We start from the raw sequence: 13,636 nt of genomic DNA on the forward strand, positions 1-13,636 counted from the left end.
ATGCGGTCCATGCCCAGCCACTGGTGCACAAAACCATGCACAAAATCTTGCGAGCGCTCGTCTTCGAGCAGCCTCTTGGTTTGCGCTGTCAGGACGTCGGCCTTGAGCAATTCGCCGCTCTTGCCGAGCGCGAGCAGCGTCGCATCCGGCGGTCCGCTCCACAGGAAATAGGAGAGCCGGTTCGCCAGTTCGATACCGGTGAGAGCGTGGCGTTTTCCCTCCTGCGCTGGCTCGGCGAGATAGAGATACATCGGCGAGGCGAGCACGACGGAGAGTGTTTCCTTCAGCGCCGCGCTGTGCTTCGCCCCGTCTTTGCGTTTCGTGTCGTAAATCGCAGCGAGCTTGTCCACGAAGCTCGCGGGCGGCTCCATGCCACGGAAGGCGGCGGCGCAGAAGCGCTCGATGGCCGGACGCACCTCCGCAGTCGTCACGGTGCCCGTGTCGCCTAGCGGAATGCCGAGCGCGGCCAGAGCAGGGGAACTCGTAGCGGGATCGCTCACGCGCTCGATTTCCATGTAATCAATCCACAACACAGCCTCGGGGCCGATGCCGTTGCGCTTCACCGCCTCGCTGCGTTTGCGTCCGCCTTCCTCGTTATTGTCCCACGCGCCCTTTTCGCGGATGAAGAGCGTGCGGTCGCCACTGTCGGTGATCGCGCTCGTGAGCGTGAAGGGCATCTCGACGATCTGCGGCTTCTCCATCGTCCCGGTGATTTCAAAAGTCGCGCGCACCATGCCGTTGCGCGGATGCATGCCCATTTCGAGGAACTTCTGATCCGGCCGCGCCTCCTTCGCGGCGGCAATGCGCACGCGGAAGATGTAGTTTCCACTCGTCCACTCGCCCGGCACCGGAAGCTGCAAAAAGCCCAGCGCCATCACCGCCGGATGCATCGTCGGCGTGCCGAGATAGGCACCGCGATCCAGCGCAGGTCGGCTGAGGTAGTATTCGTGATACTTCTGCCAGTTCTCGCCGAGCGCGGAGTTGGCCTTGTCCGCGTTGTTCTCGGTGGTTTTGAAACCAAAGTTCTCGGGTGAGGGTGCGCCTTTGAATCTGGCCCACTCGCGTCGGAAGTTGTTCGGGTGCTTGGCTGTTTTTCGGAGTTCCGTGGCAGCCTGGATATTCTCCGGCTTTGCGGCGGCTTCATCCACGGCCTTCACCCAGGCATTGGCACGCGCACGGGCGTCGATCTGCTCCTTCACATACTTGCTGACCTTCTCATTGGCCGTTTCGCACTCGAAACGCACTTTACTCACACCTTTCGCTGTCGTGCTGCCGACCTGGCGATTGTCCCCGATACCAAACTTCACCGTCTCAGGCACTTGCGGCTTCTTGTTCGCCGTTTTGCGCTCGATCTCGATCCAGTCCACCCAGATAGCCATCTCCGGACCGATGCCATTCTTCGCCTTGCCAGCGTTAAAAATCTCCCGCGTGCGCAGGTAGTCGTCGTTGGTTCCTTTTTCGCGGAGGAAAATGGTACGGTCGTTGCGCTCCAAATGATCCCTGGTGAGCGTTAGTGGCATTTCAATCACCTCCGGCTTCTCCAGCGTGCCATTTACCGCATGGGTGCTCAGCGGCTTGCCGTTGCGCGGATTGGTGCCGAACTCGATGTAGCGCTGCTCCGGTGCGGACTCCGGCGTGTGGCCCAGACGCACCCGGACCACGTAATCACCGACCGGCCACTTGTAGGGAATCAGCCAGGAAAAATTGTCGTTGCCCAAGTCACCCACGCTGACGGTCAAATACGCGCCGGTGTCGAGTTTCGGCTGTTTCAGGTAACGCTCATGATACGGTCGCGTGAAGCCCGTGCCCATTTTCGTGCCGTAGCCGAGCGCGCGGGTCGCCTTGTCAGCGTTGTTCTCCACCGTTTTGAAACCAAAGCTCTCTGGCGCGGGCGCGCCTTGGATCTTGGCCCACTCGCGGAGGAACATGTCGTTGTTCTTCGCCGCTTTTCGCAGTTCGGCCACCACGGCGGCGTTCTCCGGCCTCGCGGCGGCTTTTTCGACCTCGGCGGCCCATTTTGTCGCGCGTTCGAGCGCGGCGAGATTCTCCTCGTAGTTCTTGCGGATGCGCGTGTTGTTCTCCTCGGCCTCGATGTGCAGCTTCAGCACCTCATCGGTGGCCGCGAAGCGCGTGAAGGCCTCGTCGAGGGCCTGAAGGCCGAGCGACTGATACTGCTCGAACTGGTTGGCCGACATGAAGAGGTTCGAGCCAAACGTGTCAAAGCCGCCTGTGCCCGTGTCGCCCGGAAGCTCGGCCACATTGATGTCCACACCGAGCAGTTCACGCAGCGTGTTCTTGTATTCGCGCCGGTTCAACCGTCGCATCGTGATGACACCGTTTTGATCCCCCAGACTGCGCCGCGCGGCGACCATCACGTTGGAGAGATCGTCCAGAAAGTCCGTCTTCGCCGCATTCGGCACCTGCTTTTCATCCTCCGGCGGCATCTCGCCCGAGTTCATTTGGTTGAGCACCTTCTGCCAGCGCTCCGCCGTTTCGATGCTGGTGATGGTGAAAGGCAAATCATCCACACGGACCTTGCCCTTCTGCTTCTCAGCGCCGTGGCAGGAGACGCAATGCTCTTTGAACAAAGCGCGGTGCTTCTCCTGCATGACGGCACGCGTAGCTTCCTCGGCGGTGGCAATGGTGAGCGGCGAAAGAAGAACTGCGGCGGTTAGTAGAAGGGAACGGAGCATTGGGTGCATGGCGGAAGAGTTCACGTGACGGACGCTCGGAAAACTTACTTAAAGACAACGGTCTTCGGCATGGCTAGTTTCATTCGGTCCACACTCTCCCAACTAATACTGGTTTCCCGAATCGAGAGGTTCCCGAGGTGACCGAATTTGATCAGGTCGTCGAAGGTTGCGTCCGTGACCTTCTTCATGCCGCGCAGCCGAAGCTGCTTCAAATGGGTCATCTTTTGGAGCGTGCCGCTGCGGATGCCCTGGTCGGTGACTCCAGTGCAGTATTCCAGCCACAGATTCTCAAGGCTGGTCAGCGGCAGGAGATGCTCGAGCGTCTGGTCGCGGATATTGTTAAATCCCAAGTCCAACGTGGTGAGATTGAGCCTGGCCAGATGCGTGAGGCCGGGGCCGTTGATTTCGTTGCGCTGAAAAGAGAGCTCCGTGAGTTTCGGGGAGCCGTGCAGGTGTTGCAGATGCTCATCGGTCAGGCCGCAGTCGAGAAACTCGATGCTTTGGACCGTTTCGAGATTCGACAAAGCTTTCAATGCTGCATCGGAAAGCCGGGCGTGGGTGAGAGTCAGTTTGCGTAAGGATTTCCACGCCGCCAGACGCTGCAACTCACCAGCCGTGATCTCGCGGTGGCCGAGCGTCAGCGAACTCAGCCGACGGCATGCCTGGAGGTGCTTCACGGCTTCATCATCAAGCACGTTAGGCAGGCTCAAGCTGCCGAGCTTCGGCAAAGACGCGAGCGAGGCGAGGTCGCCGGATGACAACTGCGAATCGAGCAAATCCAAGCCTTCCAAACTCGCAATCGAAGCGATCGTGCGCAGTCCTTTGCCCGTGACGCGTGATCGCCCCGCAACAGGCTTTATAAATGGGTAAGACCACTGCGGTGCGCCAAAGCCCGCTTTCTCATAGCGGATGATCGGCGTGATGGAGAGATAGCGAAGATTGGGCAGCTTGGTCAGTGCCTGCACGCCATCGTCGTCGATGGCCGTCTCATACACGCTCACGAACGACACGTCCGGCATCGTCGAGATGAGCGCGAAGATTTCATTCGTGACCTTCGGCCCCCACAAGCCGAGGTGCGACAACTTCGGTGGGTTGCCAGACCAGCGGAAAAAAGTCAGCGAGTCGCGTCGCCCTTCGACTTTGCCCGCTTCCAACATGCGAAGCATCTCCGCCGAGTTTTCTCCCTTCGCCTGTTCCGCATAGCGCGAGGCAACCGGCTTCGCGGCTGGCTCAGTTCCCGACTTGGGTGCCTCGGCACCAGTCGCGGCATGGCCGGTCACAAGGGCGACCAGCGCGAGTAGGGAGGATGACATGGCTCTGTGGTTCATGGTGAGCTTACTTGGATGTGGCCTTCTTGGCGGGGGCGGGTTTGGCGGGCTTGGGGAACTTTGGTTCGAGTCCGAGCTTTCGGCAGTCGGCATCCACTTCATTGCTCCAGGCCGCGTAGAGCTTCTTCAGTTGCGCGAGCTTTGCGGGCTGTTCGGTGGCAAGATCGTGCTGCTCGCTGATGTCGGTGGCGAGGTTGAAGAGCATGTCTTGCGCGGGCTTTTGTTTGGGGCCGGGCGCGGCGTCGCCTTCGGTGCTGTGGACGTATTTCCAATCGCCCTGACGCGCACCGTAGTTGTTGCTCATCGTGCGGCTGCGCCAGAACAGGATGTCGTGCGGTGCGCCGGATTTGTCGCCTTTGACAAACGGGAGCAAATCCACGCCGTCGATGGCAGAGGCGTCGGCACCTGCGGCGGCGAGCGCCGTGGCGCTGATGTCGAAACTGATCGCGGGCTTTTCATACGTCGTGCCGGGCGCGATGAAGCCGGGCCACTGCATCAGCATGGGAACGCGGATACCGCCTTCGAAGGTCTCGCACTTCGAGCCGCGCAGGGGCGTGTTGCGCGAGCCGTTGACGGCGTTGCGCGTGGTCGGGCCGCCGTTGTCGTTCGTGAAGACGATGAGCGTTTGGTTGAGCTTGCCCGTCTGCTCCAGCTTCGTGAGCACGAGGCCGATGGCATCATCCATCGCGCTGAGCATAGCGGCATAGGTCTGGCGTTTGGGATCGGTGATGCCGGGGAAGCGCGCGGTATTTTTCGATGGCTTGCAACGGCGTATGCACGGCGTTGAAGGCGAGGTAGAGGAAGAAGGGCTTCTTCGATTCGCGCTGGCGCTCGACGAAGGCGGCAGCCTCCTCGCCGAAGGCGTCCGTCAGGTAACGCTGCTCGTTCACCGATTCGCGATTGCGCAGAATGGGGGCGTTGTATTCGCCCTTTCCACCCGGCTGGATGATGTATTGGTGCCCGCCTCCGACGAAGCCGAAAAACTGATCGAAGCCGCGATCCACCGGCGTGAAACCTTCGGTCGAGCCAAGGTGCCACTTGCCCACCATGCCCGTCACGTAGCCCGCCGCCTTGAGCCGCTGCGGCAACGTATGGGCCTGCGCTGGCAGCGGCCCGCCGAGGTCCTCAATGCCGTAGCGATGCTGATACCGGCAACTCATCAACGCCGCGCGCGTCGGTGTGCAGAACGAACCGTTCGCATACGCATCGGTGAAGCGCACCCCGCCCTTCGCAAGCCGGTCAATGTTCGGCGTCGTAATGTCTTTGCAGCCGTGAACGCCGATGTCGGCATAACCCATGTCATCAGCGAGGATGACGATGATGTTCGGTTTTTGCTTCGGAGCATCGGCGGCTGACAAAACGGCGAGCGGCGCGAGTAGCAGGGCGGTGAGTGTGATGAGATGTTTCATGTGATTGTTTCAGTTCGAGTTCCCGACTTCGCCATCGCGCTGAAGCGCCTGCCAGTCGGCGGCGTAGGCGGCGTTGATGAGCCATGAGGCTGTCGCCTTGTCGCCGGGGAATGTGGCAAACGGCGCGGTGGACAGATTCTGATAGCCGCCTTTGGCTGCATCCCAGTTTTGGCCGAGATGGCCGCTCTCGGTGGCGAGCGTGTTGAGCTTCACCGGCCCCTTTCGCGCATCGGCAGCCGCCGGCACGCGTGCGGCGAAGCTGTGGCGAAGAAACGAAAACACCAGCGGCCAGGTTTTCGCGCCGGGACCGTGACCGGTCTTTGGCTCAACCACGAGATTCCATGCTGCGTTGTGATGCTTTCGCATCATCGGCACGAGGGCGAGAGTTTCGGCCCGATGATCATTGGCGAAATATTTGTCCTCCTCGCCGAACATGATCAGCCCAGGTGCCTTCGCCGCGCCAGGTTGATAGATTTGAAAGGTGTAGCCCGCGCGCATGGCCACCCATCCCCAGACACGATCACTCTGCTCGGCGGCGAACAGCGCGGAGAAACCGACGGCGCTGGAATGACCGTAGAGAAACAACGGCGCGTGTTCCAACTCCGGGTGCTTCGTCTTCACGCCAAACTCTCTGAGATGCTGGTAAAGCAAGCTCTTCGGCCAAAAGCCGCGTTGCATCGGGTTGCCAATGAATTTGAAGATCGCGAGGCGCAGTTCGCTCGCAATTTTCCGCAGTTCGGGGTCGCGGTAGAGTGACTCGCCGCTGCCGTGGCCGGAGATGGCGACGACGCCTTTGATCACCTCCACGCCAGCGGGCAGCCAGAGCTGGAGTTTCACCTCCTCGCGTTTGCCTTCGCCCTTTTGCTTCACGGCCTCGCGCCATTGAGCCTCGGAGATGTTCCAGACCCAACTCCGAGGAGCCGCCTTCACCGCCGTCGGCCTGGATGCATCGTGCAATTGCTCCCAGCCTCCGCCGACCACCTCAGGATGATTTTTCACCCAATCACGCACCCAATTGACACTATGGCATTCTGGAAGCTGGACCGTCTCGGTGAGTTCAATGTCGGTGGCGTGCAGCGCGGCCAGCGGTGCGAGAAGGAGGGTGGTGAGGAGTGTGAGGGTGTGTTTCATGTTTGGCTGGCTCATTTGTGGTGTGACTAGGGGTGTTGGATAACGCGCCTTGTTTTCACTTCGTCGGCACGAGCAGCAATATCGTGAGCAAGTCCAGTGACAGGGTGGCAGCGAGGAGACGTTCCCATTCTCAGGCTGTGGACGTTTTGTGGCGTGGCGAGCATCACTTCAGTTCGGGCCGCAGGTAAGCCTTGATGTAGTCGCTGTCGGTGGCGTGCTTCACATTCGCTGCGCCAGGATAGACGAGATCGCAGGGGACTTGGTGGGCATCGCAGTGTTCTTTGAGCTTCACGCCGAAGTTCGCGGTGTGGGTGGGGTCTTTTTCGTCGTGGCCGAGGTTGGGCGGGGTGCTGTAGAAGAGGCCGACGGGCGGGTCGCCGGGGGTGACGAGTTCGTAGGGGGATTATTCTTTGATCCAGGGCAGGAGGCGCTCGCGGGCGTCGTAGAACATCTGGAAGGAGCCGATTTTCTTCTTCGCATCCCACACGATGCCGAAAGCGTGGGAGCCGTATCTGCTGTTCGGCGTCCACTCGCGCATTTGGTGCGGGTCGAGCGTGGTCTGCGCACCGGAAACGGCGGCGCAAAGCACGCGGGTGGATTCGCGGGCGATGGGATCAGGGCTGTTGGGATCGGCCAGATCATCGTGAAAGGCCAGCCAAAGGCTCGTGCAGGCACCGGCGGAGCCACCGGCGAGGGCGACCTTGGTTTTGTCGAGGTTCCAGTCCTTGGCCTTGCTGCGGCAGAACTGGAGGGCGCGGGCGCAATCGAGCATCGGCCCCTTCACCGGCGGCACGAGTCCATCGGCGGTGGCGTCCTTGATGGTGCGGTATTCCACGGAGACCACCGAGATGCCGGCTTCGAGAGCGGGAAGAAGCATGCTGCGCACGACCGACCGATCACCTCCCTGCCAGCCGCCGCCGTGGATGTAAACGAGCAGAGGCGTGGGCTGGTCCGACTTCGCCCGCCAGAAGTAGATCACCTGCATGCGATGCGGGCCATACGCGACATTTTCATCGGGCTCGACGGGCAGCTCGTATTTCCGGAACTCGGGTGCGGGCTTTTGTTCCTTAGGCGGAGCGTCGGCTGCGTGCAGCACGGGCATCAATGTGAGCAGCAGGGCAGTGAGGAGGAGTGTGGGTTTCATTGAAAATTTTTACTTCGTTACGGCAGCGGCGCGACACGGATGTCATCAAACCAGGTTGATAGCGGGGCATCACTTTTGCCACCGGGCTGAAGACCGATGTCGTGTTTGGGCACGTCACCGCAAAGCGTGGTGTAGGTGAGCACGAGTTTTCCATTGATGATGGCGCGCAGCTCTGTGCCCTGTAGTTCAAGCGTAAGATCGTGCCAAATGTTCGGCGCTATGCTGATCTTCTCTGTCTTTGCATAAATGAACTTGCGGTTCCAGATGCCCTGCTTTTTCAGCTCGGCGGCCTCAGGAGAACCTTTCGGGTGCAGGACATCGTTATCCCACGCGGTGATTCGGTCAGGACGGATGTGAAGCCCAGCGACGTTGAAGTCTTTCTCCACGACTGGATTCGGCCCTCCGAGGCTGATGCCCATTTGCCCTTCGGGTGCGAGCTTGAATCGACAACTCACGCGGATGTCTTTCCCGGATACGGGACGGCGCAGACCGGGCGGATGCTTTTCCTCTGGGAAACACTGCCCGCGTAAGGCCCCATCCACGATCTGCCACCAATCGGGACGCGCGTCCTTGCCACTCACGGTCTTCCCGAGCGGATGTTTGGCATCGATGCCGGTAGCGAGAAATCCATAGGGTTGCCAGTTCACGGCAAAGGCAGCCGCGTCCGAGAAATCATCGCTCCACGATGGAGGGACGGACTTCGGAGCATCAGCAGCGTGCAGTGAGGCCAACGGCGCGATCAGCAGGACGGTGAGAGCCGACCGAAGGAAGACAGACTGCCAAGCTGATTTCAAATGGAAGCAGGCAACGGTGAGGGTGGGTTTCATGTCACGGGTTCAGCGGGATGGTTTTGCAGGTGATGGGTCGGCCTGGTCTTTGGCCACGGCATCAAAAAGCTGCCCGGCCACCTGATTGCCGAGTCGCTCGGAAGCCTCGCGGGGAAAATGGCATCCGTTCATGGGCAACTGACTGTTTCTCACGAAACGATAGAGGTCGTTCACCGGGATCTGGTGTTTGTGCATGACTTGCAGAGCGACGGTGTTGTAGGCCTCCGCGTCGTCAGGATTGCTCTCATTGTTCGCAGGGGTCGTGGTGGCCCACACTAGGGGCCGTCCGGTCTTCTTCAATTCCATGACGAGCTTCTCCAGTTCCGCGCCGTAGCGCTCCAGCGGGATGCATCGTGTGTAGCCTTCCTTGGGCTCCCTCGAGTATTCTTTCCCCTGCATCCATTTCAGAGCGTGCTGGCCCCAGTTGAACTGGATGAGGTCAAAGAGTCGCCCGATTTCCTGCTCCGTTTCCGTCACCTGGAGGCGCACGATCTCCGCCCAGTCGGGCTGATGATCGAAGGCGGTGGCCCCTGTGCGGACGTTGGCTTTGTGAAGCATGGCACTGCGCAGGAAGGTGCTGTATTGCCCGACGATGGAGTCGCCGAGCACGAGAAGGTTCGGGAGATCGGGGTCGTTGCCCTCCAGCAACACTTCCTCCATCTTGTTCGCGACCACGGAAGCGATCAGGGAGACGCCCGCATCGGTGAGGAGGAAATCGCCTGGGAGCTGCATGTCCTCGCGGCGGATGCGGACATACTCGTGGAGGTCGAGCAGCATGGCGCGGCGTTTGTAAGCGTTGTCGGTGAGGGTGCGGTTGTTGGCCTCGATGTGGGCGGCGGAAATCACGGCAGTGCCCTCAGGCACGGGCACGGGGACGGAGGTGGCCCAGATCCACTTCGTTTGCCGATCCTGCCCCGACTTGCCGAGACCGTCGAGGAACTGTCGAAACTGCGCCGTGCTCAGCGCTGGTTTGCCTGTGTCAGGATCCATCCGGGACGCTTCCAACACGCCGGCATAGAGCACGAGATCATGCTTCGCCAACAAAGCCGGGAGTTGCGCGAGGAATGCGTCCACCTCCGCTTTGCCGCCGGCGGGAGCGGCGTGAAACTGGACGGTGATGCGAGCCTTCAGCAAGTCCCTCAGCGTCTCGGCATACTGTGCGCCCACAGCGTCGCCAATGAACAGGGCGGTTTTGGCAGGTGCGGCGTTTGCCGGGATCGGCAGAGCCTCCGCCACATGGGCGACTACTTGCTCGGCGAGCTTTGCGGAACCCTGCGCCGAGAAATGGACATTGCCGGGACCGGCGAACATGGCAGGGGGAAAGGCTTGGGTCGTGGCGTGCAGGTCGTTGATGGGCACGCCGTGTTTCTCCATGACGCGTTGCGCTGCGGCATTGTATTTCACCTCGTCACCGGGGAAGCGGCCCGCCTCGCCCTCGGGCACGAGGGTCGTGTTGGCGAAGATGAGTTTGGCACCGGTCTGCTTGAGCCTTGCGACGAGGGTCTCCAGGTTTTTCTCATACTCCGGGAGCGGGACGGAGAGCGTGCCGTTGACTTTGTCTCGTTGTCCCGGCGTCTTGAGTTCGGGGTTGCGATAGCAGAGGTCGTGCAGGCCCCAGTTGAAGTGGATGACCTGCCACTTGCCGTCGCCCAGCCAGGTCTCGATTTGGGCCAGGCCATGGCGCGTATCGCCGCAGTTGGCATTGGGGCGGATCACGTTCGCCTTGCCTTTGAGGCCCTCGCGGACTTGCCGGGTGTAGCCGATGGAAATGGAATCGCCGAGGATCAGCACGTTGGACAGCGACTTGTCAATTGGGACGTCGCTGTTCATACCAGCGCGGTCCCGCTTTGGGGTGACGAACGTTTCGGCCCCCGGCGGTTTCGGTGCGTCCGCCGCGAGCAACAAGCCGAGCGGGGTCAGTAGCAGAGCGGTGAGCAGGGTGAGGATGGGCTTTAGCATGGCAAAGATGATTCGTCTTGGGAGACAAATCTAAACGCCCACGAAGTCTGCGATCTACCTCCGCCCGTTCAGGATCATTTCATTCAACTTCTGGCGCAGGGCCTCCATGTCGGGATCGGCAAAGGCATTGTCCAGCGTGCTCACGCCGTTGGTGTTCGCACTCGTGCCGCTGATGGCGTTATCGAGTTGGGCTTGGCTGATGTCGCCGGGTGGGCCTTGGGAGCCGTCGCTGCCGTTGGTGCCATCGCTGCCGCGCGGGATGGCGAAGGTAAAGCGCACGTTGCTGCCGTCGAAGCTCGTCTGCACGGTGGCCTGCTGGCCGGGATCGAGCGTCGTCACGCCGTCCACCACGGCTTGGGCAAAGGGTGGGCCTTGGGCACCGTCGTTGCCGGGCGGTCCTTGTCCGCCATCATTGCCTTGCTGGCCTTGGCTGCCGTCATTGCCGCGCGGGATGTTGAAGGAGAAGCGCACGTTGGAACCATCAAAGCTCACGCCCACGGCTGCGGGATCACCGGGGTTCAGCGTGTTCACGCTATCCACCACCGCTTGCGCAAAGGGCGGCCCCTGCTGGCCCATCGGGCCTTCCTGCCCCTGCGGGATTTCAAAGGTGAAGTGCAGCGTGTTACCGCTCACCGTCACATTGGCATTCGCCGGACTGCTCGGCGGCAGGGTGTTCGTGCTGTCCACCTGCGCCGCCGCGATGGACGCGATGTTGTTGATGAGCACAAAGAGTGCCTGGAGCTGGTCGCGGATCACCTGAGATTCGAGGGGCGAGTTCGGCGCGGGGAGGCTGGGGTCGAAGGGCATGGTCTTTTTGTTCCTGGTTCTTGGTTCCTTGTTCTTGGTTCATGAGCACTGCCCTCGAGGATTTGGGCGAGCCGGGTAGGCAACAGAATGGGGGCAAGAGAATGGTTTCTTGATTCTTCTGCCCCCATTGAGGCGCTTCGCTTCCCTTTGGGCAGCCTTTGGCTGTCTGTCTCGTTTCACTCGGCTCTTCTGCCTATCTTTGGGACTCCATCACTTCGGTGTCGGACCTTTGAAGGTCGGCTTGCTCGGTCATGGGTTCGCGAATCTCGGCCAGAGGGACCTTTTGGACGGTCAGAGGGTGTTTTTAGGAGTTCGGAACTTCGGCTTGGAGGGTGGCACCTCGCGGCGCGGAGGACGTTGCTCAAACCCACCGCTCCCCGGAGTTCCTGCAAGCGCCTCGGCATACAGCCTGCCAAGCGGTTTTGAAAGGCGTGAAGCGTTTGGATTGGGGGAGTCTTGGAGTCATGGGCGCGGCAGTCTCTGGGTTGATTCTATTTCGCCTTCTTGGTTCTTTTCGTGCCAACGGCGCGGGGTTGCACGGGGTTGGACTTCATGAAGACCTCACGGCGCTGGTTGATGGCGATGGATTGCGCGGCGGTCTTTTGACGCAGTTCGGCAAGGATGGCGGCGTGTTTTGGATCGGCGGCGAGGTTGGTGTGCTCGGTGGGATCGGCTTCATGGGGAATCTGTGAATCGCATCGAGAACAAATCGGCGTCGCTCATTTCAAAGCGCAGCCGCACGGACTTGCCGGCGTGGGCAGCGAGGTCTGGCGTGTTTTTCCACTTCACGCGGCGCGTGATGTGGTCGCCATAGATGGGCTCGCAGTCGTCCAACATGAAGCCGGGCAGCGGTTTTCCTTCGGCATTCTGAAGTTCGGCCCTCATCTGGCCGGCAGCGCTCGTGGAGTAGTTCAGTTCAAGCTGGCTGCCGGAGAAAATGAAAGGCTTCGTGATGAACTCACCGCCAACGAGTGGCGCTTTCACGGAGGCGAAGCCGTCAAGCCGCAGCGTGTAGCGGCGGCCGCCGGTGAGGAACATCGACATTTCCGAAGCGCCCGTCTGGTGGATGCCGATGGCGGCATAGTTCGCGCGGTTCGCCCAACCGTCCGCGCCGATGCCGGGGCGGATGAAGCTCTGCGTGAACTCGCGGTCGTAGCGATCGCCGCCGCGCGTGGTCATGAGCAGGATGTCCGTCGCCGCGCCGCGCTTGTCCATAAAGCGCGTGGGCAGCGCCATGTAGAGGTGTGGCGCACGGAAATACGGCTGCGTGCAACTCGTGTAGAGATGCTCACCGGGGAGATTCGACTGCATCTCGACGAAAGGCGTCCAGTGAATGAAATCCTCCGACGTTGTGCGCGCGATGCCGCGATAGCCTTTGATGAAGCGACGGAAATAGCACACATAACGCTGCTCGCTCTCGCTCCAGAACGCGTAGTTCTGCGAATCGAAATACTTGCCCCACTCCTCGGGCACGACGGGCTCGTCGCGCAGCCTTTTCCAATGCACGCCGTCGTGCGAGACGAACGCCTTCAGCCCGCCGGCCCCGCGCTTGTCGCGCACGGCGCTCTGATGCGGCTGAAATGCGACCCCGCCGAGCGCTTTGTATTTCTCCGAAGCGGGGACGCCGGGCTTCGTGTCAATAAACGGCGTGAAGTTGTGGTTCACGAGGAACTCGTCCATGAGCACGATGTTGCCCTCGGGAAACGACGGGTGCGCGAAGAGTCCTAGCTTCGGCAGCGTCCAGTGAATCGCGTCCTTGCTCTCCGCGTAGAGTGTCACCTCGCCGGCGTGATACGCCTCGATGCCGTGAGTCTTCCACGTGACCTTAGGATCCTTGTCGCCGCGGTAGTAAAACTGAAACTTCTCGCCCGCTTTCAGCATGGTCGCGTAATGACCATTCGGGCGCGGCGGCGAAACGGGCGCGGCGAGTTGCGGCTCGTGTAGTTTTAGCGCCGTGTTTTTCAATTCACCGACGAGCAACCGATCCACAAACAACTCGCGGCGCGACCCTATGTGCAATGGATCTGCAGCTTGCAGGCAGGTCTGCGGCAACAGCAGCAGCGTAGTGATGAGGGCTAGGTTCTGGTTCATGGCGTCGGTTTAGATTCATGCGTTGATACACAACTGCCGAAAACTTCGCGCAGCGCTTCAAGATACTTCATGCCGTGGACGGTGTCCGGCTCCAGGTAGCTGCCCTCTCCCCATTCGTTCCAGGAATTGAGGGTGATGATGCGGGCGCCGGGCGGGTGCTTGAGGGTGAGTTCTTTCGCGCGCTGGAGGGCGTTGCGAAAGCGCTCCGGTGTGTTGTTGACGATGACAGGCCCGAAGGGGTAGCCGC

Annotated in this window: 11 protein-coding genes and 1 pseudogene; 1 reads left to right on the plus strand and 11 read right to left on the minus strand. The window is 60.9% G+C overall.

The window, feature by feature from the left end; genetic code table 11:
- The 9 genes and pseudogenes from AC6FTP_RS22060 to AC6FTP_RS22100 all read right to left on the minus strand — a co-directional run.
- Window positions 1-2,693: DUF1592 domain-containing protein (locus AC6FTP_RS22060; RefSeq protein WP_497209073.1), on the minus strand; the 2,693-nt coding region annotated here is incomplete at its 3' end.
- 44 nt (window positions 2,694-2,737) lie between these two features.
- Complete coding sequence (locus AC6FTP_RS22065; RefSeq protein ID WP_497209074.1) at window positions 2,738-4,006, minus strand: leucine-rich repeat domain-containing protein; 1,269 nt, start codon at window positions 4,004-4,006, stop codon at window positions 2,738-2,740.
- A gap of 22 nt (window positions 4,007-4,028) precedes the next feature.
- Window positions 4,029-5,430 (minus strand): annotated as a pseudogene (locus tag AC6FTP_RS22070) (sulfatase-like hydrolase/transferase).
- A 9-nt stretch (window positions 5,431-5,439) separates the two neighbouring features.
- Complete coding sequence (locus tag AC6FTP_RS22075; protein ID WP_497209075.1) at window positions 5,440-6,561, minus strand: hypothetical protein; 1,122 nt, start codon at window positions 6,559-6,561, stop codon at window positions 5,440-5,442.
- Window positions 6,562-6,724: 163 nt separating this feature from the next.
- Window positions 6,725-6,853, minus strand: coding sequence for a hypothetical protein (locus AC6FTP_RS22080; protein ID WP_497209076.1), 129 nt, complete (start codon window positions 6,851-6,853; stop codon window positions 6,725-6,727).
- A 111-nt stretch (window positions 6,854-6,964) separates the two neighbouring features.
- Window positions 6,965-7,705 (minus strand): alpha/beta hydrolase, encoded by a 741-nt coding sequence (locus tag AC6FTP_RS22085; RefSeq protein WP_497209077.1) that lies wholly within the window; start codon window positions 7,703-7,705, stop codon window positions 6,965-6,967.
- A gap of 17 nt (window positions 7,706-7,722) precedes the next feature.
- Entirely contained in the window at window positions 7,723-8,532 is an 810-nt protein-coding gene (locus tag AC6FTP_RS22090) for a 3-keto-alpha-glucoside-1,2-lyase-like domain-containing protein (protein WP_497209078.1), read from the minus strand.
- A gap of 9 nt (window positions 8,533-8,541) precedes the next feature.
- Window positions 8,542-10,491, minus strand: coding sequence for an SGNH/GDSL hydrolase family protein (locus AC6FTP_RS22095; RefSeq protein ID WP_497209079.1), 1,950 nt, complete (start codon window positions 10,489-10,491; stop codon window positions 8,542-8,544).
- Between the two features lie 54 nt (window positions 10,492-10,545).
- Window positions 10,546-11,298, minus strand: coding sequence for a hypothetical protein (locus AC6FTP_RS22100; protein WP_497209080.1), 753 nt, complete (start codon window positions 11,296-11,298; stop codon window positions 10,546-10,548).
- A gap of 464 nt (window positions 11,299-11,762) precedes the next feature.
- Here AC6FTP_RS22100 and AC6FTP_RS22105 point away from each other — a divergent pair, with 464 nt between their 5' ends.
- On the plus strand, window positions 11,763-11,990 hold the full coding sequence (locus AC6FTP_RS22105) for a hypothetical protein (RefSeq protein WP_497209081.1): 228 nt from the start codon (window positions 11,763-11,765) through the stop codon (window positions 11,988-11,990).
- Here AC6FTP_RS22105 and AC6FTP_RS22110 read toward each other — a convergent pair.
- Complete coding sequence (locus AC6FTP_RS22110; RefSeq protein WP_497209082.1) at window positions 11,974-13,389, minus strand: hypothetical protein; 1,416 nt, start codon at window positions 13,387-13,389, stop codon at window positions 11,974-11,976. The genes AC6FTP_RS22105 and AC6FTP_RS22110 overlap by 17 nt on opposite strands.
- Window positions 13,386-13,636: glycoside hydrolase family 99-like domain-containing protein (locus AC6FTP_RS22115; protein WP_497209083.1), on the minus strand; the 251-nt coding region annotated here is incomplete at its 5' end. The genes AC6FTP_RS22115 and AC6FTP_RS22110, both read right to left, overlap by 4 nt.

The organism is Prosthecobacter sp. (assembly GCF_044378005.1).
Taxonomy (GTDB): Bacteria; Verrucomicrobiota; Verrucomicrobiia; order Verrucomicrobiales; family Verrucomicrobiaceae; genus Prosthecobacter.

What these genes read in the sequence shown, in the direction of transcription:
- AC6FTP_RS22065 (WP_497209074.1), bottom strand. Translation starts at nt 4,006, where the DNA reads ATGTCATCCTCCCTACTCGCGCTGGTCGCCCTTGTGACCGGCCATGCC.
- AC6FTP_RS22075 (WP_497209075.1), bottom strand. Translation starts at nt 6,561, where the DNA reads ATGAAACACACCCTCACACTCCTCACCACCCTCCTTCTCGCACCGCTG.
- AC6FTP_RS22085 (WP_497209077.1), bottom strand. Translation starts at nt 7,705, where the DNA reads ATGAAACCCACACTCCTCCTCACTGCCCTGCTGCTCACATTGATGCCC.
- AC6FTP_RS22090 (WP_497209078.1), bottom strand. Translation starts at nt 8,532, where the DNA reads ATGAAACCCACCCTCACCGTTGCCTGCTTCCATTTGAAATCAGCTTGG.
- AC6FTP_RS22095 (WP_497209079.1), bottom strand. Translation starts at nt 10,491, where the DNA reads ATGCTAAAGCCCATCCTCACCCTGCTCACCGCTCTGCTACTGACCCCG.
- AC6FTP_RS22100 (WP_497209080.1), bottom strand. Translation starts at nt 11,298, where the DNA reads ATGCCCTTCGACCCCAGCCTCCCCGCGCCGAACTCGCCCCTCGAATCT.
- AC6FTP_RS22105 (WP_497209081.1), top strand. Translation starts at nt 11,763, where the DNA reads ATGGGCGCGGCAGTCTCTGGGTTGATTCTATTTCGCCTTCTTGGTTCT.
- AC6FTP_RS22110 (WP_497209082.1), bottom strand. Translation starts at nt 13,389, where the DNA reads ATGAACCAGAACCTAGCCCTCATCACTACGCTGCTGCTGTTGCCGCAG.